The organism is Bradyrhizobium sp. USDA 3262 (genome assembly GCF_054060035.1).
In genome coordinates this window covers 5,273,451-5,294,234 of the sequence record NZ_JBSSCT010000001.1, presented here as the reverse complement: position 1 = coordinate 5,294,234, position 20,784 = coordinate 5,273,451, and the positions used below count along the sequence as shown (strand labels likewise).

32 protein-coding genes and 1 tRNA gene are annotated in these 20,784 nt (G+C 61.3%); 25 read left to right on the top strand and 8 right to left on the bottom strand.

Annotated elements, in window-relative coordinates; genetic code table 11:
• Positions 1 to 26 precede the first annotated feature (26 nt).
• The 8 genes from ACVWYP_RS24410 (at position 27) to ACVWYP_RS24375 (ending at position 3,791) form a co-directional block, all read left to right on the top strand.
• The gene (locus tag ACVWYP_RS24410) at positions 27 to 416 is read left to right on the top strand and encodes a hypothetical protein (protein ID WP_456684148.1); all 390 of its coding nucleotides are present in this window, start codon (positions 27 to 29) and stop codon (positions 414 to 416) included.
• 189 nt (positions 417 to 605) lie between these two features.
• Positions 606 to 1,493 carry a TAXI family TRAP transporter solute-binding subunit gene (locus ACVWYP_RS24405; RefSeq protein WP_456684147.1) on the top strand — a complete coding sequence of 296 codons (888 nt, stop codon included), beginning with the start codon at positions 606 to 608 and terminating at the stop codon, positions 1,491 to 1,493.
• A 74-nt stretch (positions 1,494 to 1,567) separates the two neighbouring features.
• Positions 1,568 to 2,065, top strand: a complete 498-nt coding sequence (locus ACVWYP_RS24400; RefSeq protein ID WP_304495106.1) for a hypothetical protein — start codon at positions 1,568 to 1,570, stop codon at positions 2,063 to 2,065.
• Positions 2,062 to 2,232, top strand: coding sequence for a hypothetical protein (locus tag ACVWYP_RS24395; RefSeq protein ID WP_456684146.1), 171 nt, complete (start codon positions 2,062 to 2,064; stop codon positions 2,230 to 2,232). Before ACVWYP_RS24400 ends, ACVWYP_RS24395 begins: the two co-directional genes overlap by 4 nt.
• Positions 2,229 to 2,396, top strand: a complete 168-nt coding sequence (locus tag ACVWYP_RS24390) for a hypothetical protein (RefSeq protein WP_456684145.1) — start codon at positions 2,229 to 2,231, stop codon at positions 2,394 to 2,396. Before ACVWYP_RS24395 ends, ACVWYP_RS24390 begins: the two co-directional genes overlap by 4 nt.
• On the top strand, positions 2,393 to 3,250 hold the full coding sequence (locus tag ACVWYP_RS24385) for a thymidylate synthase (RefSeq protein WP_456684144.1): 858 nt from the start codon (positions 2,393 to 2,395) through the stop codon (positions 3,248 to 3,250). The genes ACVWYP_RS24390 and ACVWYP_RS24385 overlap by 4 nt, the downstream gene beginning before the upstream one ends.
• On the top strand, positions 3,247 to 3,564 hold the full coding sequence (locus ACVWYP_RS24380; RefSeq protein WP_456684143.1) for a hypothetical protein: 318 nt from the start codon (positions 3,247 to 3,249) through the stop codon (positions 3,562 to 3,564). Before ACVWYP_RS24385 ends, ACVWYP_RS24380 begins: the two co-directional genes overlap by 4 nt.
• On the top strand, positions 3,561 to 3,791 hold the full coding sequence (locus ACVWYP_RS24375) for a helix-turn-helix transcriptional regulator (RefSeq protein WP_456684142.1): 231 nt from the start codon (positions 3,561 to 3,563) through the stop codon (positions 3,789 to 3,791). Before ACVWYP_RS24380 ends, ACVWYP_RS24375 begins: the two co-directional genes overlap by 4 nt.
• Positions 3,792 to 3,941: 150 nt before the next feature.
• Here ACVWYP_RS24375 and ACVWYP_RS24370 read toward each other — a convergent pair.
• From ACVWYP_RS24370 to ACVWYP_RS24355, 4 genes are all read right to left on the bottom strand, one after another.
• Positions 3,942 to 4,018: transfer RNA gene (locus ACVWYP_RS24370), tRNA-Pro, on the bottom strand.
• A gap of 120 nt (positions 4,019 to 4,138) precedes the next feature.
• A complete protein-coding gene (locus ACVWYP_RS24365; RefSeq protein ID WP_304500297.1) occupies positions 4,139 to 4,576 on the bottom strand; it encodes a DUF192 domain-containing protein in 438 nt (145 codons plus the stop codon).
• Between the two features lie 163 nt (positions 4,577 to 4,739).
• On the bottom strand, positions 4,740 to 5,402 hold the full coding sequence (locus tag ACVWYP_RS24360) for a cold-shock protein (RefSeq protein WP_018271501.1): 663 nt from the start codon (positions 5,400 to 5,402) through the stop codon (positions 4,740 to 4,742).
• A gap of 210 nt (positions 5,403 to 5,612) precedes the next feature.
• Positions 5,613 to 6,374 (bottom strand): SIR2 family NAD-dependent protein deacylase, encoded by a 762-nt coding sequence (locus ACVWYP_RS24355; RefSeq protein ID WP_304500166.1) that lies wholly within the window; start codon positions 6,372 to 6,374, stop codon positions 5,613 to 5,615.
• Positions 6,375 to 6,625: 251 nt separating this feature from the next.
• Between ACVWYP_RS24355 and ACVWYP_RS24350 the strand changes: the two genes are divergently transcribed.
• Complete coding sequence (locus tag ACVWYP_RS24350; protein WP_162832435.1) at positions 6,626 to 6,787, top strand: hypothetical protein; 162 nt, start codon at positions 6,626 to 6,628, stop codon at positions 6,785 to 6,787.
• A gap of 871 nt (positions 6,788 to 7,658) precedes the next feature.
• Here ACVWYP_RS24350 and ACVWYP_RS24345 read toward each other — a convergent pair.
• On the bottom strand, positions 7,659 to 8,102 hold the full coding sequence (locus ACVWYP_RS24345; RefSeq protein WP_304500165.1) for a GrlR family regulatory protein: 444 nt from the start codon (positions 8,100 to 8,102) through the stop codon (positions 7,659 to 7,661).
• 73 nt (positions 8,103 to 8,175) lie between these two features.
• Here ACVWYP_RS24345 and ACVWYP_RS24340 point away from each other — a divergent pair, with 73 nt between their 5' ends.
• From ACVWYP_RS24340 to ACVWYP_RS24325, 4 genes are all read left to right on the top strand, one after another.
• On the top strand, positions 8,176 to 8,349 hold the full coding sequence (locus ACVWYP_RS24340) for a hypothetical protein (protein WP_018271496.1): 174 nt from the start codon (positions 8,176 to 8,178) through the stop codon (positions 8,347 to 8,349).
• A gap of 68 nt (positions 8,350 to 8,417) precedes the next feature.
• On the top strand, positions 8,418 to 8,645 hold the full coding sequence (locus ACVWYP_RS24335) for a hypothetical protein (RefSeq protein WP_304500164.1): 228 nt from the start codon (positions 8,418 to 8,420) through the stop codon (positions 8,643 to 8,645).
• A 1,023-nt stretch (positions 8,646 to 9,668) separates the two neighbouring features.
• Positions 9,669 to 10,121 (top strand): VOC family protein, encoded by a 453-nt coding sequence (locus ACVWYP_RS24330; protein WP_028342102.1) that lies wholly within the window; start codon positions 9,669 to 9,671, stop codon positions 10,119 to 10,121.
• Positions 10,122 to 10,478: 357 nt separating this feature from the next.
• Positions 10,479 to 11,120 carry a glutathione S-transferase family protein gene (locus tag ACVWYP_RS24325; RefSeq protein ID WP_304500296.1) on the top strand — a complete coding sequence of 214 codons (642 nt, stop codon included), beginning with the start codon at positions 10,479 to 10,481 and terminating at the stop codon, positions 11,118 to 11,120.
• Between the two features lie 18 nt (positions 11,121 to 11,138).
• Here the strand turns inward: ACVWYP_RS24325 and ACVWYP_RS24320 are convergent, their stop codons facing one another.
• The 3 genes from ACVWYP_RS24320 to ACVWYP_RS24310 all read right to left on the bottom strand — a co-directional run bounded on the left by ACVWYP_RS24320 (position 11,139) and on the right by ACVWYP_RS24310 (position 12,070).
• On the bottom strand, positions 11,139 to 11,387 hold the full coding sequence (locus tag ACVWYP_RS24320) for a hypothetical protein (RefSeq protein ID WP_304500163.1): 249 nt from the start codon (positions 11,385 to 11,387) through the stop codon (positions 11,139 to 11,141).
• Between the two features lie 130 nt (positions 11,388 to 11,517).
• The gene (locus ACVWYP_RS24315; RefSeq protein ID WP_018271493.1) at positions 11,518 to 11,775 is read right to left on the bottom strand and encodes a PilZ domain-containing protein; all 258 of its coding nucleotides are present in this window, start codon (positions 11,773 to 11,775) and stop codon (positions 11,518 to 11,520) included.
• An 85-nt stretch (positions 11,776 to 11,860) separates the two neighbouring features.
• Positions 11,861 to 12,070 carry a hypothetical protein gene (locus ACVWYP_RS24310; protein WP_304500162.1) on the bottom strand — a complete coding sequence of 70 codons (210 nt, stop codon included), beginning with the start codon at positions 12,068 to 12,070 and terminating at the stop codon, positions 11,861 to 11,863.
• A 251-nt stretch (positions 12,071 to 12,321) separates the two neighbouring features.
• Here ACVWYP_RS24310 and ACVWYP_RS24305 point away from each other — a divergent pair, with 251 nt between their 5' ends.
• The 12 genes from ACVWYP_RS24305 (at position 12,322) to ACVWYP_RS24250 (ending at position 20,780) form a co-directional block, all read left to right on the top strand.
• The gene (locus ACVWYP_RS24305; RefSeq protein ID WP_051447968.1) at positions 12,322 to 12,963 is read left to right on the top strand and encodes a methyltransferase domain-containing protein; all 642 of its coding nucleotides are present in this window, start codon (positions 12,322 to 12,324) and stop codon (positions 12,961 to 12,963) included.
• 624 nt (positions 12,964 to 13,587) lie between these two features.
• Positions 13,588 to 14,763: a tyrosine-type recombinase/integrase gene (locus ACVWYP_RS24300; RefSeq protein WP_304500161.1), complete on the top strand. Its 1,176-nt coding sequence runs from the start codon at positions 13,588 to 13,590 to the stop codon at positions 14,761 to 14,763.
• On the top strand, positions 14,760 to 15,194 hold the full coding sequence (locus ACVWYP_RS24295) for a hypothetical protein (RefSeq protein ID WP_304500160.1): 435 nt from the start codon (positions 14,760 to 14,762) through the stop codon (positions 15,192 to 15,194). Before ACVWYP_RS24300 ends, ACVWYP_RS24295 begins: the two co-directional genes overlap by 4 nt.
• An 82-nt stretch (positions 15,195 to 15,276) precedes the next feature.
• Positions 15,277 to 15,471 (top strand): MerR family transcriptional regulator, encoded by a 195-nt coding sequence (locus ACVWYP_RS24290; protein ID WP_304500159.1) that lies wholly within the window; start codon positions 15,277 to 15,279, stop codon positions 15,469 to 15,471.
• 193 nt (positions 15,472 to 15,664) lie between these two features.
• Positions 15,665 to 16,360 carry a DUF3102 domain-containing protein gene (locus ACVWYP_RS24285; RefSeq protein ID WP_304500158.1) on the top strand — a complete coding sequence of 232 codons (696 nt, stop codon included), beginning with the start codon at positions 15,665 to 15,667 and terminating at the stop codon, positions 16,358 to 16,360.
• Positions 16,357 to 17,262, top strand: coding sequence for a toprim domain-containing protein (locus tag ACVWYP_RS24280; RefSeq protein ID WP_304500157.1), 906 nt, complete (start codon positions 16,357 to 16,359; stop codon positions 17,260 to 17,262). The genes ACVWYP_RS24285 and ACVWYP_RS24280 overlap by 4 nt, the downstream gene beginning before the upstream one ends.
• On the top strand, positions 17,255 to 18,553 hold the full coding sequence (locus tag ACVWYP_RS24275) for an AAA family ATPase (RefSeq protein WP_304500156.1): 1,299 nt from the start codon (positions 17,255 to 17,257) through the stop codon (positions 18,551 to 18,553). Before ACVWYP_RS24280 ends, ACVWYP_RS24275 begins: the two co-directional genes overlap by 8 nt.
• Positions 18,554 to 19,288, top strand: a complete 735-nt coding sequence (locus tag ACVWYP_RS24270) for an ATP-dependent Clp protease proteolytic subunit (RefSeq protein WP_304500155.1) — start codon at positions 18,554 to 18,556, stop codon at positions 19,286 to 19,288. It begins immediately after the preceding gene.
• Positions 19,285 to 19,563: a hypothetical protein gene (locus tag ACVWYP_RS24265; RefSeq protein WP_304500154.1), complete on the top strand. Its 279-nt coding sequence runs from the start codon at positions 19,285 to 19,287 to the stop codon at positions 19,561 to 19,563. Before ACVWYP_RS24270 ends, ACVWYP_RS24265 begins: the two co-directional genes overlap by 4 nt.
• Positions 19,560 to 20,117 carry a hypothetical protein gene (locus ACVWYP_RS24260; protein ID WP_304500153.1) on the top strand — a complete coding sequence of 186 codons (558 nt, stop codon included), beginning with the start codon at positions 19,560 to 19,562 and terminating at the stop codon, positions 20,115 to 20,117. The genes ACVWYP_RS24265 and ACVWYP_RS24260 overlap by 4 nt, the downstream gene beginning before the upstream one ends.
• Complete coding sequence (locus ACVWYP_RS24255) at positions 20,110 to 20,550, top strand: hypothetical protein (protein ID WP_304500152.1); 441 nt, start codon at positions 20,110 to 20,112, stop codon at positions 20,548 to 20,550. The genes ACVWYP_RS24260 and ACVWYP_RS24255 overlap by 8 nt, the downstream gene beginning before the upstream one ends.
• The gene (locus tag ACVWYP_RS24250; protein WP_304500151.1) at positions 20,547 to 20,780 is read left to right on the top strand and encodes a hypothetical protein; all 234 of its coding nucleotides are present in this window, start codon (positions 20,547 to 20,549) and stop codon (positions 20,778 to 20,780) included. The genes ACVWYP_RS24255 and ACVWYP_RS24250 overlap by 4 nt, the downstream gene beginning before the upstream one ends.
• Positions 20,781 to 20,784: the final 4 nt, after the last annotated feature.

Below are 20,784 nucleotides of genomic sequence, written 5' to 3'. Positions count from 1 at the left end.
GGCAATGCAAACAGGAGCTAACTGACTTGGACGCAATCGCAGCAGAAAAGGCCGCCCTCGACTTCATCGTGAACGAGCTGGCGCGGCAGAACGCAATGTGGGGACCGGCCAACGAGCGCGTGGACGTCTCGAATGGTGAGCTGTTCCAAGCCGGCGTCGGCCAGCTGGACGCGGTGTTCGACCGCCGCAACCATGACGACACCGCCTTCGACGAACCGCCGCAGATCTATCCCGAGAACTGGAGCGGTTTTCGCAGCTACGGCGGCGACTTCCCGAACATCGGCGTCGGCGTCACTTTCCTCATCCAGGAGATGAAGAGATTGGCGATGAACGGAGAAGACCTCACGCGCCTGAGCCGCCGTCCGGACCAGGCCTATAACGCGGAGACGGGTTTGCCCAACCCGGTTAGCGCATGATCGTCGCGCTCCTCCTCAACCACGCCCTCGGCGCGCTCGGCCTCTATTTCGTGGTCACCGTCGCCGTCAAGATCGCCCGCGGTTATCCGATCCGCCGCTGGTTCTTTTGATGCCCTGACGTTTGCTCAAAAGCAAACGTTTCGATTTCGGAGAGCGGGCCCCATGGTGGGGCTCGCAAAAGGAGAAGAGATGAAGAAGCTGTTTTTGTTGCTCGCCGCTGCGACCCTCGGTCTATCGGCAGTCACCACCGCCGAGGCCGCTGACACGACGAAGTTCCGTCTCTGCACCGGCAACGCCAAGCTGAACTACTACGCCGCGGGCCAGCACCTGAAGCGCCATGCCCCGGGCATCGAGGTCATCGAGAGCAAGGGTTCGCTGGACAACCTCGACAAGGTCACGGCCGGCGAGTGCGACGGCGCGTTCGTGCAGTCCGACGCCCTGCTCGTCTATTCGAGCAAGAACGCCAAGGCGATCTCGGCGCTGCAGCGTGCCGGCGTGCTCTACCAGGAGCAGGCGAACCTGATCTGCAATCGCAAGGCCTACACCTCGGCGCGCATGGTCGACCTGAACGAGACCTACACGGTCGCGGTCGGCCCCGAAGGCTCCGGCGCCAACACGACCTGGGCCGCGTTCGTCATGGCCGACAAGAAGCGCTACGGCAAGGTCCGCACCACCGACGCGACCGGAACCCTCGCGCTCAGCATGGTCTCGGACGGCTCGGAAGCTCAGTGCGCGCTGATCATCACGGCGCTCAACGCTCCGTTCCTCCGCAACGAGGCGCCGCAGTACGCGGACAGCATCGTGCTGGTCGGCACCGATGACCGCGACATGGCGAACGGCGCGAAGGATGCTCGCGGCCAGCAGGTCTACACCTACGGTGAGATCCCGGCCGGCACCTACAAGGGCATCCAGCCCTCCGGCATGTTCGGATCGAAGGCGGTCAACACCATCCAGGTCGACGCCGTGTTCGTCGCCAACCGCGACTGGATCGCAGCTCACTCCTCGGAGTTCGAGAAGGTGCTGCAGGGCTTCGCCAACGCCAAGCCCGACATCGCGAAGCTGGTTCAGCCGAAGTAACGGCACCGACTACAGGCGGTCGCCCTCCCCGGGCGGCCGTCTTTTTTTTCGATTTGGATTTTCAGGAGCAGGACGTGACCGACACCATCGTGACCAAAGAACAGATGCTTGCCTACGTGGCCGACGCGAGACGACTGCTCGCCCAGGTGCAGGACCCGATCTGGGCTGTCACCCCCACGCAGACCGACGCCGAACACCTCGCCGACTACAAGTCGACTCTCGCCAGGACCCGCGTCGCCTTCCCGCAGATGGAAGAGAAGACGCAGATGAACATGGTCCTGGGCGAAGGCGGCATCGTCTACGCATTCACCGGGCACTCCCCGACCGCGGCGGACCGCGCCAAGGCCCTCGTCGGCTTCATCCGCACCATGCCCTTCCTGCTCGACAGCCTCGTGGCTTCGCTGGAGGCGAAGGAAGAGCACTCGGCTCGAGTCACCGAGCTGCTCCAGCACAACAACGCGCAGCTGACCGAGAACCGGGAGCAACGCGCGGAAATCCGGAGGTTAGAGTCGCGGATCAAGTGGCTCCTGGAGCTGGTCCCCGGTGAGCAAATCAAGGCGGTGAGCGCATGACCATGAAGGACATCCTCACCCTGCTGGTCGGTGTCGGGATCGGCCTCACCGTCGCGCTGATCCTCAGCAGCCAGCCGCATGACAACTGCCAAGCCCGCGTTTCGTCGGGGCACCTCTCGCTCTGTCTCGACAGCAAATTCCAGAAAGCCAAGGAACTGTTCCGATGACGAACGCAACGCTGAACCAGACCGAGGTCAAGTTCCTGCCGCCCGAGGAGGTCGGCGAGGAGCTGGCCGGCTGGTGGATCCTCGAACTGGAGCCGGCAGGCTGCTGGGACGCAATCGGTCCCTACGATTCCAAGGAACAGGCGGAAGCGCTGGTGAAACGATGAAGCAATACCACGACCTACTCTACAAGATCCTCAACGAGGGCGGCGTCAAGCGCGACAGAACCGGGACCGGGACCATGTCGATCTTCGGTCATCAGATGCGCTTCGATCTGAGCGCCGGTTTCCCGATGCTGACGACCAAACGCTTGCCCTTCAAGGCGATCGCCGTCGAGTTGCTCTGGTTCCTCCGCGGCGACACCAACATCCGTTTCCTGCACGACCACGGCGTCACCATCTGGGACGAGTGGGCTGACGCGAACGGCGATCTCGGTCCGGTCTATGGCGCGCAGTGGCGCTCCTGGCCTGCGTTCGAGAAGACCGGGGAGCAGACCATCAATCACGGCGAACGCTTCGGTCAGACGCTCAGCCTGGGCTTCAGCAAAACGATCGACCAGATCGCAAATGTCGTCGACACAATCAAACGCAACCCGGACTCGCGTCGCATGATCGTCTCAGCCTGGAACCCGGCTGAGGTCGATCAGATGGCACTGCCGCCCTGCCACTGCCTGTTCCAGTTCTATGTGTCGAACGGCAAGCTGTCCTGTCAGCTGTACCAGCGATCGGCGGACGTCTTCCTGGGCGTGCCGTTCAACATCGCTTCGTACGCCATGCTGACGATGATGGTCGCCCAGGTCACAGGTCTGCAGCCCGGCGAGTTCGTTCACTCGTTCGGCGACACGCACCTCTACCTGAACCACCTCGACCAGGCGCGCGAGCAACTGACGCGGGGCATGCGACCGCTGCCGGTGCTGAAGATCAATCCGGACGTCCGCGACATCTTCGCGTTCGAGCTGGGGCACTTCGAGCTGACCGGGTACACCCCGCACCCCTCGATCAAGGCCCAGGTCGCCGTATGAGGAGCAAGCTGGCGACCTCCTACTACTCGACGGCTGTCGGTCACGGTCAGATCGACGGCCTCTATTTCGGGACCTTCGGCATCCCCGGTAAGCCACCCATGTGGGTCCATGACCAGCATGGCCAGCCGAAGACCTTCCGCGATGCAGACCAGGCCTGCCTCGCCGGCTTCAAGGTGATGGTCACCCAGCTGAACCGGGCGCGCCAGGAGCAGGACTTCCGCGTCAAGGGCGCCAGGAACCCGACACGAAGCTGGACCGCTCCAGAGCGGCCCAACGAGCCCACAATCGAAACTGTATTTGGAAAGAAGAAATGACGGACGTCGACACCAACACGAAGCCGAACGCCTACCCGCAGGTCAGAGAGATGATCTCGGTCTCGGAGGTCTTGAAGCGGCTGCCGGTCAGCAGGTCGACCCTGCACCGCATGGTCAAGGAAAAGCGCTTCCCTCAGTCCCATGAACTGTCGCCGATGCGAATCGGATTCTTCCTCGACGAGGTGGTCGAGTGGCAGCGAAAACTGACCGAGAAGGCAGCAGCGTAGCGAGAGGCCGGGCCCAGTGCCCGGCTTTTTCTTTTCTGGACGTCCGAAACCGAGGCACGTAAAAAGGAAGCCCACGGGAAGCCCAAGCAAGAAAGGTAGCAGGAGCTGCTTTGGGTCAGATCAGGAAGTAATTGAATTTGTTGAGGGTTTTGGTCGGGGCAGCTGGATTCGAACCAACGACCTGCAGTACCCAAAACTGCCGCGCTACCAGGCTGCGCTATACCCCGACATTTCCGAGAAGCCCCGTGGATACACGCTTCAGCCAGCGCCAGCAAGGCGCCGGTGCGGGGCTTCGTGCGGCGAATCCGGCGCCGGTCTCCGCCCGGAAATCGCGTCAAAACCGGATGCTAACGGCCGCCGAACAGCGGATGGGCAATCCGGTCGCCGGGCTGGATGCCGTATTTCTGCGCGGTCCCGGCAATCACCTCGAGCACGCCCTTGGCGAGCCCGCGCGACGGAATGATCCTGGTCGAGAGCGGCTCGGTGTTTTCGGCGATCCGAAGGATGCGCCCGTCGGCGCGGATGAAGATCATGTCGAGCGAGATGTAGGTGTTCTTCATCCACATCGACACTTCCTGCTCCGGCGAGAAGTCGAACAGCATGCCTTTGCCGTCCGCGAGCTCCTTCCGGTACATCAGACCGGTTTCCTTCTCCTGCTCGGTGGTCGCCATTTCGACCGAGAAGACATGCACGCCCGATTTGGTGACGATCTCAAGCGGCTGGACGCTGGCAGCTTGCGCGGCCGGGACCAGCAGCGCGCCGAACATGATGACGAGCGAGGCCATCAGCCAGGGGCGAAGCCGCTCAACAATGCGAACGAAATCCATCGACAAATACCCACACCGGAGACAATTTTCCGGCGGACCCTAACCCGACGATTGCGGCAAATGCCAGAGCCGGGAAGGCTCGCCGGCGGCTCACGTTTCCGTCATGGAGTCCGTTCAGGCGCTAATGCGACGACAGCGCCGACGGACCGGTCTCCGGGTGGATCTCGGCGGCCATCATGCCCTTGGAGCCGGGCCCAAACCGCACCAGCACATACTGGCCGGGGCGCAGTTCGGTCATGCCGAAGCGGCGCAGCGTCTCCATATGCACGAAGATGTCGGGCGTGCCCTCGCCGCAGGTCACGAAGCCGAAGCCGCGCAGCCGGTTGAACCACTTGACCTGCGCGCGCTCGAGCCCGCTGGTCGCGGTCACCGTGACATGGGTGCGCGGCGGCAGCATCTGCGCCGGATGGATCGCCGTCGATTCGTCCATCGAGACGATGCGGAAAGCCTGGTAGCCCTTCGCGCGCTGCACGCATTCGACGACCAGCCGCGCGCCCTCATAGGCGGTCTGATAGCCGTCGCGCCGCAGCACGGTCACATGCAGGAGGATGTCGGGCCAGCCATTGTCGGGGACGATGAAGCCGTATCCCTTCGAGGCGTCGAACCATTTGATGACGCCGGAAACCTCGACGAGGTTGGCCGCGGTGTCGCCGAGACCGGAGAAGGCATCGATCGCCGGATCGCGCGGCGCGCTTCCATACTCGCCTTGACCAATCCTGCTTTGCCCAACTCCGCCCATCGGCGGTCCGCCGAGCTTCTTGGACTCAAATCCGTCCGACCCCATGACCCCGGACCCCACACATCAAATGCAGATCGCCGTCGTTGCGGCGCACCCTGTACACGCTGCTCTCCATGACCAACTCACTCGGACTGATTTTGGACGCGGCGCGAATCTCTCAACCAAAAGATAACACTCCCGCTTGCGGGGCATAGCTAAAAAACGATTCTTGCGGGAACTATGAACAGGCTTGCACAGCCGCGAATCAATCGGGCATCAATTGCCTACGAAAGGACCAAGCGTGTCGCCGATGTCGTGGCGGATCACCAGATCGGCGATGTCGTCCTGATCGGTCGGCTCGTTGTTGATGATCACGAGCCGCGCGCCGCTCTCCTTCGCCATCATCGGAAAGCCTGCGGCGGGCCACACCACAAGCGATGACCCGATCGCCAGAAACAGGTCGCAGTGCCTGGAGAGTTCCGCCGCGCGGCGCATCGCATCCTCAGGCATCGATTGCCCGAACGAGATCGTCGCGGTCTTCACCGGATCGCCGCAGTCCGCGCAGTCGGGCGCGCTGCCCGTCTTGTCGAACTGCTGCTTCACCCACGACAGCTCGTAGTCCTTGCCGCAGCCGATGCAGCGGCCATAGGTCGTGTTGCCGTGCAGCTCGATCACGTCGTCGGCCTTGAAGCCCGACGTCTGATGCAGGTTGTCGATGTTTTGCGTGATGATGCCGGGAACCTTGCCGGCCCGGTAGAGCGACGCAAGCGCGCGATGGCCGCGACCGGGTTTGGCCGCCGCAAAGGTCGGTTCCATCGCAAAGCGGCGTCGCCATGACTCGTCGCGCGCGTCCTGGCTGGCGACGAACTCGTCGAACGGAATCGGCCGGTTGCGGGTCCACAGCCCGCCGGGCGAGCGGAAATCGGGAATGCCGCACTCGGTGGAGATGCCCGCCCCGGTGAACGGCACGATGGATGACGCCTCGGCAATCATGTTGCCGAGCTGCTCGACGCCGCTGCGCAAGTCTTTTGCGATCACTGAAAACAATCCGGTTGGCCGCAGCGACTATAGCACGGCCCGACCGATTGCGAGTTCAACCGTTGCGCGAGCGATCGGCTGCCATCGAGATGCCTTGATCGATCGGCTGCGACCAGCCGCCTCGGCGCATACGCTTCGTCGCTCTTCCACCGCCTCAGCATCATCACATTCCTGCACTGGCTACTCCGCATTGACGCCCAATTCGCTGACGCCAATGCGCCCGGGACAGGACCACGGCCAGGAGGATGGGCATGACCGATCAGGAAGACCGCGTCGCGCGCGAGCGCGAGGAGATCGTCGCACGCGTTGCCAGCTTCAGGGCGACGCAGCAGAAGTTCGAGCGCGATCGCCAGGAATATTACGACAACACGCTCGGCAATGCCTGGAGTGGATTTCAACGCAAGACCGCTTAACGCAAGACCGCTTGTGCCCTGCCAGGCGACCGCGTTCATGGTCCGGGCACCGCGATTGCGCCATGAGAGGCGCAAGTGAGAAAGCCCGGAGCGGCGTGCTCCGGGCTCATGGCTATTGCCAGTGCGGCTGTGCGATGGTTCCGGTTCCCTGGAGCGTTTTCCTTTCCGATCGGATCGCTCGAAAACGCGCCAGCCATGCGATAGCGCAAAGCTACCATCGGATAGCGCTGGAACAAAAATACAACCTCAGAGATTAGCTTGACGAAGAACGAGGTTGGCGTCGATGCCGGCATGGATGGAACTGCTGCTTAACGTGATGGGCTTTGCCGGCTTCATCGGCATCGCGATGTATCACAAGCATCCGAACGGGAAGCTGCCGGACTGAGCGCCGGCGGCCCGTCTCCACTTGTCTCTCCCCGGCTTGCCGTCTTCAGTTTGCCTTCCGAGCCTCTCCCGCTGTCCGAACCAGCCGATCCGACTTCACGAGCACTTTGCCGCTCTCCGGCTGCGGCCGAAGCCAGAAGCTGATCGCGACAAAAGCTGAGCAGAACAGCAGCCCCACCACCATCACGCGCCGGTGGGTCGGTCGATCAGCACTGTGGAACGATGGCATCATGGCTGTCACCCGCAGCCATCCCAATCGCAATCGCAGGTGGTGGCAACACGATGCTGCCCTTAACCTAACCAGGTAGGGTTAGCGGTGGCCGGGTAATGCCTCGTCAGGGAAGTTCCGATCAGCCGCCGCAGCGGGATTCACAGCGATATCCCCCGCTTGTCCGCAGCAAATTCACAACACCAGTGGGTCCAATTATCCAACAAAATACGGATCTTGCTGCACCTTCGTCCACAGCCTCACGCCGTGTGTGCGCATTCAGGCATCCGCCAGCCGTTTCAGGGTGGCCCGGAAACCCAGGCTGCGGGTTCCAACCAACACGGTCCCGAACACTTCGGCCTCTTCACCGCTGAACGTGCCGGAGAATCCGCTCGTCACTTCCTGTCCGGCGAACAGCGGACGGGTGAACGGGTCGGCGAATGGCGAATGCTGGTTGGTGCTGAGATGTCCCTTCCAGGTGCCCTCGCCGAATGTATAGGCTCCGATCGACCAGAAATACGGCCCGCCGCCGACCAAGAGACCGTCGCGCAGGATCAGGATGCCGCTGTCGCGGCCCCTCACGCCGTCGGTCATGTGGATGTGGATCGAATAGAGCCCGTTCTTCATCGATCGCGCCGCCCGGTCCTGGCGGCCCGCAGTATGGCTCCAATCCGGCCGGCGTGCGAGCAGGCCGATACCGTCCGGCCCTCCGAATCGGCGCAAAACGCAGCTCCCGGGCGCTTACAAATCGTTAAGAAAGCCCTGACAAGGTTCGATCCTCCGGAGGGAGAGAGCCATGCTCGTATACCCCGTACCTGTCGAAGTGACGCAAGCCAGAGTGCAGCTCGTCGTCGACCAGACGGCGAAGGAGCAGCCGCGCATCATCAATGAGGATGTGCTGGATGTCTTCGCCGCGAAGAACCAGGCCGACCGTGAAGCGGTCGAGACCATCCTCGACATCAAGGTGTGAGAGCGGCGCCAGCCGACAGGAACCTCTCGACTGCGCGCGGGTCATCCTGGTGACGCCAGGAGGCACTCATGTGCAAACTTGTCGCGGTCACCGTCCTCACCCTGATATGCGGCGCGGCCTTTGCCCAGGATACAGGTCCCGCACCGCAGAGCGGCATGGAACGGCCTGAAAACACCAACGGAGCCACCCAGAGCGGCGCGATGGACACCACGGGGATGGATGTGAAGCGGGCCAACAAATCCGAGATGAAGGACACGACAAAGGACGCGGCGAAAAGGAACGACGCAAAAAAGTAGTTCCCCCGACCGAACGCCCGGGGAGCTGCAACCTTAAAAGACGACCTTCAAAAAAGGGGCGACCTTCAAAAAAGGAAGGAACGAATTTCTCGTTCCGCCGTTGGTTTGGCGAGCGATACAACGAGGGAGAAATCCACCGGAAATATCAGCTCAACAAGCCCCGTCAGCTTACTTCGGTAAACTGGCGGGGTTTTGGTTTGTGAAGCCGGCCAGCGGACCCAGCCAGCCGAAACCGCATTGAACAGCGCAACGGCACATCACGCGTGGTGCCGACAGCTCACCGCCCTGTCGGCTTTGGAAGGACCCCGCGAATCCCCCTCGCGGGGTCCTTCTTTGAACCTTTTGCACGGCGCGAAGACATAAAGGGCGCTGGGGATTTCAGGGCCCAGCATCCGGCGCAGCGCTGTGGGACGAACATACTCCGTCTACGCGGCGCTGTTGCATTTTATAAATTCAACCTTAAGTTTGGTCTCCAACAGTTGACGGCTCACGCCCTGAGAGATCCCCAGTCCGTCAGCTGGGAAAGCCCCGCATCCAGCCTGCGGGGCTTTCTATTTTCCGGCCCCAGGAACTTTCCGCGCGCAGCGACATTGTATGCCCGGTTGCCGGCACGATCTCCCCAAGGCCGGTCGGCATCAGACCTCGCGAGCCCACTCGCGGGGTTTTGCGCTTTAGAGGACGTCCAACCTCGCGCGTCCTTGATTGGCCGTGATCGGCAATCGGTGCGATAGAGGCCGCGCCTCCAAGGCTCGACCACAAGCCCCGTCCCAGAAATTTTGCTGGGCGGGGCTTTCTTGCATCCGCCGCTGCGCAAGCGTGTCGCGGCGCGCCCCGTCCATACCTGGCTGCGTGATCGCGCGGCGCAACGGGAGCCAGCGCTCGCGAAGGCGTGAGCATGCAAAGGCGAAATGCGGTCGGCAAAAGTCGCGCAAACCCCTGCCCCGCGCCGCGTTTTGCTGCTATTTCTTGCCCCGTCTCGCCCGAGCCCAAACAAAATCTCTGAATCTGCAGGAGGATAAAAAAATGCGCTATCTGCACACCATGCTGCGCGTCCGCAATCTCGATGTCGCGATGAAATTCTATCAGGACGCGCTGGGGCTGAAGGAAGTGCGCCGCATCGACAATGAGAAGGGCCGCTTCACGCTGTTGTTTCTCTGCGCGGAGGAAGATCTCCATCTGCTCAAGTCCCTGCCGCAGACCCGCGGCGCGCCGCTGGTCGAGCTGACCTACAATTGGGATGAGGAGAAATACGGCGAGGACCGCCATTTCGGCCATCTCGCCTACGAGGTCGACGACATCTACGCGACCTGCGAGAAGCTTATGAAGATGGGCGTCACCATCAATCGTCCGCCGCGCGACGGCAACATGGCATTCGTGCGTTCGCCCGACCTGCACTCGATCGAGATCCTGCAAAAGGGCGAGCCGAAGGCCCCGGCCGAGCCGTGGGCGTCGATGCCGAACACCGGCCACTGGTAAACACCGCGCCCGCACCCGCGTTCCTGTCGGCATTTCGCTTCTGCTGAAGCGCCGAGCGAACGCGAGGAACGCGAGGAACGCGACACGATCGTTGACGTTGCCTCCTCACAAGCATGCGAGGAGGCAACGATGGGAAGAGGAATTTTGCTTTGGCTGTTGGGTGTGCCGATCCCGGTGATCATCGTGTTGTGGTTGTTGTTCGGTCACTGACGGCGTCTTGATGCATAGCTATCAGCGAGGCTCTGCCGCGATGCGGCGGAGCCTCTTTTTTTGCTCTCGGTACAATTCACCCCGCGCTTTTCCCTGACGCTTCAGCTATGAACGCGCGCAAAGCACAACAGCGGGAAGAAACGCGTGATGGACAGCAAGCCGCAACTGACGATCTGGGGCCGGGCCAATTCGGTCAACGTGCAGAAGGTGCTCTGGTGTCTCGCCGAGCTCGACCTTCCCTATCAGCGCATCGATGCCGGCATGCAGTTCGGCAAGAACGATCAGCCCGACTATCTCGCGATGAATCCGAATGGCCGCGTCCCGACGCTGGTCGACGGCGACTATGTGCTGTGGGAATCCAATTCGGTGATGCGCTATCTCTGCATGGCCTATGGTCAGGGCGCGCCGCTCTATCCGCAAGCGCCGAAGGCGCGCGCCGCCGTCGACCGCTGGCTCGACTGGACGCTGTCGACGCTGCAGCCGGTCGACCGGCCGGTGTTCTGGGGCCTGGTGCGCACGCCGCCGGAGAAGCGCGACATGGTGCAGATCCAGAAGGACGCCGATGCCGAGGGCGAGGTGTGGCGCGTCGTCGAGGCGCAGCTTGCAAGGCGCCGCTTCATCGAAGGCGACCATTTCACGATCGCCGACATCGCGCTCGGCGCCTTTGCGCGGCGCTGGCTCGGCGTCGAGGGCGTCAGCAAGCCGAAGCTGCCCAATCTCGAACGCTGGTTCGGTGAAATCGCGGGGCGGCCGGCCTTCGTGCGCTTCATCGCGCCGCCGATGTCGTGAGCGCGGGCGGCAAGCCGCTCACCGTCCGCGGCCGGACATCCCGCCATCGACGCTGATACCGCCGCCGAGCTTCACGCAGGTGTCGGCGCCCTCGACCTTGACGAAGCCCGGTCCGTACGACGCGCAAGGATTGCTTCGTGTCGTGGATTTCGACGGCAAGGTTTTGCCGGCGTCGGTGGGCGTCTGGAAACTGCGGCGGTCGCCCTGCTGGGCGAACGCAGCGGCGGGAAGCAGGACGGCGATGATGGCAAAGCAGGTCTTGCGCATCCGCCCTTTTATCCTGCGCCACCGGATGAGGCTAGCTCATGATGCGATCGGGCAGAATTGCGGCATGAGCTTGCTTCTTTCTTGAGCATGATCTGTTCGGAAAACCGGATCCACTTTTTCGGATCAATCTCTACCGCACGAACTTGACGCCGAACGTCCTGCCCTCGCGCCACACCACTTCGCAGGCGCGCCCGGTGCGGGCGTCGCGCGAGAACGCCAGCCGCAGCTTGGCCGGCAGCGTGTTGTTGTCCTGGACCGTGATCTTGGCGCCCGACGAAGACATGTCCTCGACCACGCAGGGCCGCGCGGCGAATCCGCCGTCGAGCGTGATCCAGCCGGATTGCCGCAGCGATTTGCGCGTTTCGCGCTTCCTGGTCCCTGGAGCCATCACATCATCCCGGGCCCAGCCGTATCGCCGTTGGCTTTACAAAGGGTTGCGAAAGAGCGGCGGATTGCAGCGATCTCAGGATTGTTCACATCTGCCAGCGCGGCACGGCGCCGTTGCAAATCTGGATTTCGAAGTCGGTTCGGACTCCGCAAGTGACATCCTGGCTGACTTGGCTGATCTGCTGCATGGCTTGGTACCAAGCGGAGCGCGGCTGCCTGGCTGTGGCCAAGTGCTGCGGTGACGTCGTTGCCGCAAATGCCGCCAGCGTTCGCGCGATAGTCACATCGTCGCTCATCAAGGACGCAGTCTTGGCAACGAACTCAATTGATGAAGCGACCTTGGCCCTCTCCGTTTGGTGGCGAGTCCGCGCGGCTTGGGCCGCAGCAAATCTCGATCGCTAAACGCCGCACTTGATCGGATTGATCGTGGTGCGTATGCTGTTTTCTTTTGAAGGGAGCGGGCGACTGCTGCACATCTCTTTTCCGTTTGCTGGGGCTCAGTTCGATATTTGCAATACGGTAGTGTGCCACCTTCAAAGGAAAAACAATGGACGGTCTCTCGCCAACCACCATTCGGCAACTTTACGAACACGCTCTCGATGCGCCCGGTCCAAAGACGTGGTGGATCACGCGCCTCGCGATGTACAAAGCGCTCCATCGCGCTCTATCGGAATATGACGGAAACGAAAAAACTTGCCTGTCGATATCCGGATCGAAGGGACTCGGTGTTGAGCTGGGACTGACCAAAACGAAATACACAGAGGTCAGCTATCCTGATGCCAACTTCATAGATTTGCCATTCGAGAGCGACACTTTTGACTTCTGTGTCTCGGATCAGGTTCTCGAACACGTCGAGGGCGACCCCCAAAAAGCATTCTCTGAATCAATCAGAGTTGTGAAGCCGGGCGGCTACGTCTGTCACACGACCTGTTTCGTCAATGGCATTCACGCGGCGCCGAAGGACTTTTGGCGCTTCACTCCGGAATCGCTAAGGCTGTTATCTGACAAGGCGAACGCCGAGTCGATCGCTTGTGGGGGATGGGGCAACCGCGAGGTGATCAACTTGATGGCGTCCCCGCTTCGGATGAAACCCATCCCGGACGATCCTGCCAATCCAATTTACCAATTGGCATTACGAAATGAGCCGAGCTGGCCGATCGTCGTGTGGATTATTTCCAGGCGAAATTGATCCAGCAATTCGCACAGTCGCGCAGCAGGTCGAAAAAGTCATCGGTCTGCCCTGACGTCATGTTCCGAGCAGCGCCAATCGCGATCGTAAGCCCCCAATCAAGAAGCAGTTGCGGCAATTGCAGGTCTGACGGCAGAGCAAAGACAAGCGCCAGTTCACCCTGGACCGTTCCGGCCCCAAGCGCGGCGATCGCCCGCGCTTGGGGATCACTTCACGGAGCTGCTGATAGAGCTGTCGTCGCGAGATTGACCGGGTGATGCGCCGAAAATATCAATCTGGACGCGTAAAGGTCTGATTTTGTGGAGTCTTCACTTTGGCCGTGATGGCGCTCCCTAGCGGAATCGAACCGCTCTCTCCACCGTGAAAGGATTGGTTCTCTGTCTTTGGCTGTCCACAGCTATTTCCCCAATCTTTGAGACATCAAAGGCTTATCTTTCTCCGAGGCCATCGCCGCCTATTGACGTCTACCCCCATATATTAGACATCTGTTGGACACGAGGCGGTTGCCACCGTGGGGCAGATGCTATGGCGCGCACGATCAAGGACGCCTTATTGGACTCGAGAACGGCCCGCAGTCGCCTCCGGGCGCGCGGGAAACCGTACTGGCGAGGGTTGGAACCGGGATTGCATCTCGGCTACCGAAAGCCGCTCAGCGGCGCCGGCAGATGGCTGGCGCGGCACTACATCGGCCATCAGGCTTACGAGGTCGAGACGATCGCCACCGCGGACGATTTCTCAGACCCCGACGGCGTGGCCATCCTCAGTTTCGGGCAGGCCCAGACGTTGGCGCGCTCCCGGATGGTGGCGCGCGCTCACACTGCGGTCGGCAAGACCAAGCCCCTCACCGTCAAAGACGCCATAGACAACTACACCACATATCTCGAATCGAAGCGCAGCAGATCAGGACGTGAGGCGCGCTATGCGGCTGACGCCTTCATTTTGCCGGTGCTGGGCGCAGTCGAGATCAACGCATTGACGCCGGAACAAGTGCGCTCGTGGCTCTCCAAACTCGCCAAGGCTCCGGCCCGCATCCGGACGAAAAAGGGTGAACAGCAGCAGTTTAAGACGACCGACGATCCGGAGAACCAACGGCGGCGGCAATCGTCAGCAAACAGGATTCTGACGATCCTAAAGGCCGCGCTCAACCTCTGTGCCCATGACCACCCGAAAGCCATTCCCTCCGATGCCGCGTGGCGTCGGGTAAAGCCCTTCAAGGGCGTAGACGCGGCGCGCGTGCGATTTTTAACGATGAAGGAAGCCGAGCGGTTGCTGAATGCCTGCGAACCGGATTTTCGGCGCTTGGTCCGGGGCGCATTGGAAACCGGCGCGAGATATGGCGAGCTATGCGCGCTCGCGGTCGCTGATTTTTACCAAAACAGCGGGACTGTTGAAATTCGCCAATCGAAGTCGGACAAGCCGCGACATATCGTGCTGACGGCGGATGGCGTGGATTTTTTCCGCGACATCACGAAAGGCCGGATAGCCAGCGATCCACTGTTTGTGAGAGGCGATGGCGAAGCGTGGTTGGCTTCATGGCAAAAGGATCCGATCGCCGAAGCGAGCAAGGCCGCGAAGATCGAACCGCCGATCAATTTCCACGGTCTAAGGCACACATGGGCCTCGCACGCCGTCATGAACGGTGTGCCGCTCATGGTGGTCGCGAAAAATCTTGGTCACAGCACAACGCGCATGGTCGAGAAGCACTATGGCCATCTCGCGCCGAGCTTCGTTGCTGATGCCATCCGGTCAGGCGCGCCGCGGTTCGGAAAAACATCGTCAAATGTGGAGTCGATCGGATGATCGACAAATCGCAAATCGCCGAGACCGAGCCCGCTTGGTTCAAACCACTTTTGGAGCGCTACCGCGAGGAGTGGGAAGCCGGCGATACGCGCAGCCTAGCGGAGGCCGTCGCGCTCTGCGGCTGGAACGGCCTACCGCTACCGGAATGGTGCGTCGAGCCGGTTATCGCGGGGCTTGAGCTATTCGCGACGCACGGAGGTCAGGGCAGATCGCAGTCGCCAGCATCAAGACTCAAGGCAAAGCAGGATCATCAACTCCGATACGCCCTGGTGGAGTTGGAACTGAACTGCGCCGATGCGAGCGGCAAGAGGCCGACGCTTGTACAAGCCTATGCTGCTGTAGCTGAGAGGCTTAGGGGCCAAAACATCACCGCCCGCACCGTCAAGGCGAGCCACGATTTAATCAAGAAACAGAAACAGACAGTCAAATAGCCGATTTGATTGTCGGGACGCGAAGGCGTCTCGTGGTCCATCTCTGTCCCCACCGAAACACTCGGCATGGAGACAGACAAGCATGGACGCCTATACCGTCGATGAATTCGCGAGGGCGCATCGCATCTCGCGCGCAATGGTCTACAAGTTGTGGGCGCAAGGGATTGGCCCGCGCACCATGAAGGTTGGATCGCGCACGCTGATCAGCCAAGAAGCCGCTGCTGATTGGCGCAGGTCCCGTGAGCAGGTCAGCACGACCGTGGAGGCCGCCGCCTGATGCAGCCTCACATGGAAAACCCGGCGCAACGTGATGGCGCCGGGCTTCCGAATTCCGATCTGCTTGGAGGCTCGATCGGTTCGGAAGTTAACCCCTCGCTCCGTGAGAAGCAAGCAACTCGTATCGTCCGGCTGTATCGCGTCAGCTACGCAGTCGCCACGACGATCGCGGCCCTGGCTTGGGGGTGCGCGAGATGAGCAACCGGCTTCCGATTCTGGCAGCAGAAATCAACGCGGCCCATGAGAAGTTCAGCACCGCCGCCAAGACGGCGCTGGATCACGCAATTGTTGTCGGCGAAAGACTGATTGAAGCAAAACCGCTGGTCGGTCATGGCAAATGGCTACCTTGGTTGAAGGCGAACTGCGCCATGTCGGAACGACAGGCGCAAAAGTACATGCGCGTGGCCAAGGCGAAATCCGCCCTCGGGGCGGATTTGACAATCAATGCCGCGATCGAGGCACTTTCGACGGCTAAGCCGGTCAGCCTTCTTCCGCCTGCCGGCTTCATCAAGATCGGCGAGCGCGAGTCCCTGACCGTGGTGGTCGCGCCCTCCTACCAGCACCCCGGCTTCTTCTACGTCGTGAGGTTCATTCAGAACAACGACAAGACCGGCGAGTTGATTGGCGGCCGACGTCCGATCCGCCACGATCACGTCGAGGCGATGTTGATGGCCATGGTCGACAACATCGACGACTTCGTGTGGCAGGACGTGCCGTCGGCGGCTTGGGTTTACAATGAGCTGTTGTTCGATACGCCAGCGGCCTATCTCAATTCCTTCTGCTTGGCCGACACCGAGGACCGTGTCGAGCTCGTGAGCCTCGCCGAAGGCGCCGAACCCATCGACTTTGGGGTTCATATTAGGCGTCAAGTAATGGAGACGCCGCAATGAAAAGGCGGGCGTCCTCAATCGCCATCAGATCCGCTGCGAAAGCCCTGGGCGGCGACGTCTCCGGCCGCAACAACGTGCTGTGTCCGGGGCCCGGTCATTCCGCTCGCGACCGGTCCCTTAGCGTCACCTTCGACGGCGACGACTTCGTGGTGTTCTCCCATTCCGGCGACGGCTGGGCAGAATGCCGGGATCATGTGCGCGGGCGTCTTGGCCTGGGCGAGTCTAGAATTCCGCTCCGGAATTCTAGAAGGCGATCTCAACTGGAACGCCCACTAGAGGCGCCAGCCGAGGACCGCGACCGCACCGAGCGCGCCCTCGCCATCTGGCAGGAGGCTCGCCCGATCACGGGAACACCGGCCGAGATCTATTTGGCTGGCCGCGGCCTTTCATACGACGGCGAGGCTCTGCGGTGGCATCCGGCCTGCCCGTTCGGCAAGGGCGAGCGTTACGGCTGCATGATCGCCATCATCCGCGGCGTCGTCGACAATGAGCCGCAGGCGATCCACCGGACGGCGATCGACGCCAACGGCCACAAGATCGACCGTAAAGCTTACGGGCCGATTGGCGGCGGTGCCGTCAAGCTGACCGACGACGCGGACGTGACCACGGTTATCGCCATTGCTGAGGGCATCGAAACTGCCCTGTCGATTCGCCATCTGCCCGAGCTCAGCACGATGCCAGTGTGGTCGCTGATCAGCGCCAACGGCACCGCCGCTTTCCCCGCCCTGCCCGGCATCGAGGCGGTATGGATCGCCGCGGACCAAGACGTCTCCGGCACCGGCCTGAAAGCCGCCCGCGCCGCCGCCGAACGCCTCGAGGCCGCCGGCATCGAAACCATCATCATAGTGCCGACCGAGGCCGGCGCCGATCTCAACGACATCAAGGTGCCGGCCAATGCTTAATCCCGAAAAGAATCCCCCCGGTTTCCCGAGGGCGGAAGGCGTCGAAGTCATCCGTATCGCACCAAAGGTGCTCAAAGAAACCAAAGATGCTCAACAAAATGAGTTGGGCACCTTTGAGCAAGGCGAGCACCTTTGGCCCACGTCGCAGCCCGACACCATCGTCATGCGTCGGGTTGCCGATGTGAGTTCAGAGCCAATTCGTTGGCTTTGGCACCCCCGTATCGCCCTGGGAAAACTTACGCTGATCGCCGGTGATCCGGGACTCGGCAAATCCCAACTCACCGCGTACCTCGCTGCGGTTGTCACCACGGATGGCCGGTGGCCGAACGATGACGGCCGACCCGTGGCAGGGCACGTACTCATGCTTTCCTGCGAGGATGATATCGCCGACACAATCCGTCCGCGTCTTGAGGCGGCCGGTGCTGATCTTGAAAAGGTTCATGTCATCGAGGCAGTGCGCACTGGCGAAGGCCGGATGCGCGGTTTCAACCTGGTAGCAGACCTCGCACACATCGAGGCTGCTCTAAAAGCCAATCCGGATATTCGGCTTGTCACTGTTGATCCGATCACCGCCTACATGGGGCCGACTGATACCCACCGAACGGCAGACGTTAGGGCAGCGCTCTCGCCCCTCCAGACGCTTGCCGCTCAGTACGGCGTGGCGGTGGTCGCAATCAGCCATCTGAACAAGGCTTCAGGTACCGGAAAAAGCATCAATGCGGTGACCGGATCCAATGCATTCGTCGCCGCGGCGCGCGCCAGCTTCCTCGTGGTCAAGGACGACGAAGACGAGGATCGCCGGCTCCTAGTCGAAAGCAAGAACAACCTCGGCAAGGCTCCATCGCTGGCGTTCCGCATTGCGGTCGCAAGCATCCCCGGTGACATCATGGCGCCATACGTCATGTTCGACGCAGGAATCGTCGATGTCACGGCCGATGAGATGCTGAACCGCACCCCGAACCATGAAGGTGACGACGGTGCAGTCGGCGAAGCCGAACGGTTCCTTAGGGATGAGCTTCTAGGCGACGGCAAGTCACCGAAGGATCTGCGCAAGGCAGCGGCCGATGCCGGCATCTCATGGGCGTCGATCCGGCGCGCGGCCGGCCCCGATCGCGTCGGCGTCGAGAAGAAGAAGCAGGGTTATGGCGCCGCTGGCGGCTGGGTCTGGAAGCTCCCCGCAACATCAAAGGTGCTCACAAAGCCCATAGATGCCCAACTCAAAACGTTGAGCACCTATGAGAGAGTTGAGCACCTTTGGCCCAGCGACGCCTGCGGTCAGTCTGAGGAGTAAATGAGCACAACTTCTGACTTGGGATTTGTCTCAGGGCCAATCGGAAACCTCGCCTTCGACGCGGTGCCGCAGACCTTTGCCCCGGGCGTCTTGCAACTCGACCTCATTGGACAGGTCGGACCCGACAAGCCAATCTCCCTGGCTGGCATACAACGCCGGCTGGCCACAGACTTCTGCCACCTGCACATCCGGATCATGTCGACGGGGGGCAACTCCGACGAGGGTCTCCGGATCTATGAGTACCTGAGAGCACTCCCGCAGCCGATCTCGGTGATCGCGAGAGGGCAATGCTATTCCGCTGCCTTGGATGTCCTCGCTGCCGGGTCCTATCGGCTGGCCACTTCCGATTGCGTCCTGCTCTTGCATCCGACGTCGCGTTCTCGCGATTCCTTGCCTGAGCGGGTGACGTCCGACAGTTTAAATCGGGCGGCGATGGATCTCGCGAAAACTGACGGGCGCATCGTTGATCTCCTTCATGCCCGCACCGGGTTCGATCGTGATTTTTTTGCCACCGAGATATTGACCGAGGACCCTCTTTCTGTCGCGCAAGCGCTTGTGTGTGGACTCGTCCATGAAGTCGAAGGTCTGTCGGAGCAAGTGGATCCGAACTGGCCGGAGATCATCAAATCATTGCCAACCGGTTTGCACATAGCTCCCAGGCTACGCACTGCGAACTACTTAGCTGCATGCGCGACCGCCGCATCGCTCTACGGTCGGAGCTCCGCGCGCCCTTGAAGACTAAATCGAAATCAACCGAACGGGTCCGACGTTTTCGCGAGCGGCAGGCCAATGGCAGGTTCCGCGTTGTCATGGATCTCGACGAAGCGGAAAGGGACGCGCTTGAAGCGGCCGGAGTTTTAAAGGACTGGAATTCGGAAGCGGAGAACCGCGAGGCCATCGCGTCAACAGCGCTCCTGCTGCTCCGGCAATGGCTCTCGCGGGAAACGCGTTTCAAGAGGCTATCCGAGGATCTGCTATCACCTGAATCTAACCAGGAAGAGGACGAATGAACGTAGCTACCGCACTTTCAAAACTCTTGCCGTCGTCGCTCGTCTGTCCGGGCATTGACTCAATTGTCGCTGCCGTCGCGAAGCCCGTAGCGCTGCTCGATGCCGAGTGTGCGTTGTCGGAGCGTGTTGCACTTGAAGCCTCGCTGACCAAGCGCCTCGGTGAGATCGCGGAGCGTCTCAACTTTCGCTCGCCGCTACCCCGGATGGCTCTTTCCAAGACTGAGCAGGAAGAGCTTGAAGCCGAGAGCGCTCTTCTCAATCGGCAAATCCTGGACGCCCGCAACGAGGCGAGCGAACTTCGCCGTCGAGTCATGCAGTTCAAGCCAGAGTATGCTCGGTCTGTGGCGACTGCTCTTGCTCCCTTCCGTCGCAGTGCGGCTGAACAGTTACTCGACGCCGTCGGCCTAGCGGAGCAGGCCCTTGCCGATATCGACAGATCACACCGGGCATTGACCGCGGTCGGTATTGCCTCGCCCGCTGCGTTTGCGCTGCCACTCGCGGCGGCACTGAAGTCGCTAGCAGAGAGGGTGATTGTGGAGACTCGCAATGGCTAGACGATATTTAATCGACGGCGTGTCGATGACTGCAGAGGAAGTTGGCGCGATCAAGAATCCCACCGAATCCCAAAAGAAGCAGTTCATCGCACAATCGGGCATCTCCGATGACAAGCTGCGGGAAATCAAGGCGATGGTCGATACGCTGTTTCCGGTCATCCGCGAGTACGTAAAAAAGAACCTAACCCCATTGGTGGATCGCGTGGCCGAACTTCAGCAGAAGATGGTCGAATTGGAAGAGCGCCCGCTTGTACCTTGGGCCGGGACTTGGGATTCTGCGAAAGAGTTCAAACGCAATACTTTCTGCAGTGACCGCGGCGCGATGTGGTTTGCAATGGCCGACTCGAAAGGCGTGCGCCCCGGGTCTGGTGACGGCGTTTGGCGGCTTGTCGTCAAGGCCGGACGCGACGGACGGGATGCGGCGGCGCGATGAAACCTCAAGATATATCTCTTGCTCGCGCGTGCATGGAGCTCAACCTCAGGGTTCTCGACAGCGGCGGACAATATCCACCAATCATCGACGCCACGCTCTGCGAAGATCAGAGAACCGTGTTGCTGGAAGCACCTGACGGCCAAGGGAATTGGGTAACCGCGTCGTACGAGCTCGACCAGCCGACCACGGAAGAAGCCTTCGACGAATATCGTCGAAGCGTGTTCGATTAACCGA

Bases quoted from the DNA above. Each gene is read 5' to 3' on its own strand.
- ACVWYP_RS24405 (WP_456684147.1), top strand. From the start codon at position 606: ATGAAGAAGCTGTTTTTGTTGCTCGCCGCTGCGACCCTCGGTCTATCG.
- ACVWYP_RS24395 (WP_456684146.1), top strand. From the start codon at position 2,062: ATGACCATGAAGGACATCCTCACCCTGCTGGTCGGTGTCGGGATCGGC.
- ACVWYP_RS24390 (WP_456684145.1), top strand. From the start codon at position 2,229: ATGACGAACGCAACGCTGAACCAGACCGAGGTCAAGTTCCTGCCGCCC.
- ACVWYP_RS24385 (WP_456684144.1), top strand. From the start codon at position 2,393: ATGAAGCAATACCACGACCTACTCTACAAGATCCTCAACGAGGGCGGC.
- ACVWYP_RS24380 (WP_456684143.1), top strand. From the start codon at position 3,247: ATGAGGAGCAAGCTGGCGACCTCCTACTACTCGACGGCTGTCGGTCAC.
- ACVWYP_RS24375 (WP_456684142.1), top strand. From the start codon at position 3,561: ATGACGGACGTCGACACCAACACGAAGCCGAACGCCTACCCGCAGGTC.
- ACVWYP_RS24365 (WP_304500297.1), bottom strand. From the start codon at position 4,576: ATGGCCTCGCTCGTCATCATGTTCGGCGCGCTGCTGGTCCCGGCCGCG.
- ACVWYP_RS24360 (WP_018271501.1), bottom strand. From the start codon at position 5,402: ATGGGGTCGGACGGATTTGAGTCCAAGAAGCTCGGCGGACCGCCGATG.
- ACVWYP_RS24350 (WP_162832435.1), top strand. From the start codon at position 6,626: ATGACCGATCAGGAAGACCGCGTCGCGCGCGAGCGCGAGGAGATCGTC.
- ACVWYP_RS24340 (WP_018271496.1), top strand. From the start codon at position 8,176: ATGCTCGTATACCCCGTACCTGTCGAAGTGACGCAAGCCAGAGTGCAG.
- ACVWYP_RS24335 (WP_304500164.1), top strand. From the start codon at position 8,418: ATGTGCAAACTTGTCGCGGTCACCGTCCTCACCCTGATATGCGGCGCG.
- ACVWYP_RS24330 (WP_028342102.1), top strand. From the start codon at position 9,669: ATGCGCTATCTGCACACCATGCTGCGCGTCCGCAATCTCGATGTCGCG.
- ACVWYP_RS24325 (WP_304500296.1), top strand. From the start codon at position 10,479: ATGGACAGCAAGCCGCAACTGACGATCTGGGGCCGGGCCAATTCGGTC.
- ACVWYP_RS24320 (WP_304500163.1), bottom strand. From the start codon at position 11,387: ATGCGCAAGACCTGCTTTGCCATCATCGCCGTCCTGCTTCCCGCCGCT.
- ACVWYP_RS24315 (WP_018271493.1), bottom strand. From the start codon at position 11,775: ATGGCTCCAGGGACCAGGAAGCGCGAAACGCGCAAATCGCTGCGGCAA.
- ACVWYP_RS24310 (WP_304500162.1), bottom strand. From the start codon at position 12,070: ATGAGCGACGATGTGACTATCGCGCGAACGCTGGCGGCATTTGCGGCA.
- ACVWYP_RS24305 (WP_051447968.1), top strand. From the start codon at position 12,322: ATGGACGGTCTCTCGCCAACCACCATTCGGCAACTTTACGAACACGCT.
- ACVWYP_RS24295 (WP_304500160.1), top strand. From the start codon at position 14,760: ATGATCGACAAATCGCAAATCGCCGAGACCGAGCCCGCTTGGTTCAAA.
- ACVWYP_RS24290 (WP_304500159.1), top strand. From the start codon at position 15,277: ATGGACGCCTATACCGTCGATGAATTCGCGAGGGCGCATCGCATCTCG.
- ACVWYP_RS24285 (WP_304500158.1), top strand. From the start codon at position 15,665: ATGAGCAACCGGCTTCCGATTCTGGCAGCAGAAATCAACGCGGCCCAT.
- ACVWYP_RS24280 (WP_304500157.1), top strand. From the start codon at position 16,357: ATGAAAAGGCGGGCGTCCTCAATCGCCATCAGATCCGCTGCGAAAGCC.
- ACVWYP_RS24275 (WP_304500156.1), top strand. From the start codon at position 17,255: ATGCTTAATCCCGAAAAGAATCCCCCCGGTTTCCCGAGGGCGGAAGGC.
- ACVWYP_RS24270 (WP_304500155.1), top strand. From the start codon at position 18,554: ATGAGCACAACTTCTGACTTGGGATTTGTCTCAGGGCCAATCGGAAAC.
- ACVWYP_RS24260 (WP_304500153.1), top strand. From the start codon at position 19,560: ATGAACGTAGCTACCGCACTTTCAAAACTCTTGCCGTCGTCGCTCGTC.
- ACVWYP_RS24255 (WP_304500152.1), top strand. From the start codon at position 20,110: ATGGCTAGACGATATTTAATCGACGGCGTGTCGATGACTGCAGAGGAA.
- ACVWYP_RS24250 (WP_304500151.1), top strand. From the start codon at position 20,547: ATGAAACCTCAAGATATATCTCTTGCTCGCGCGTGCATGGAGCTCAAC.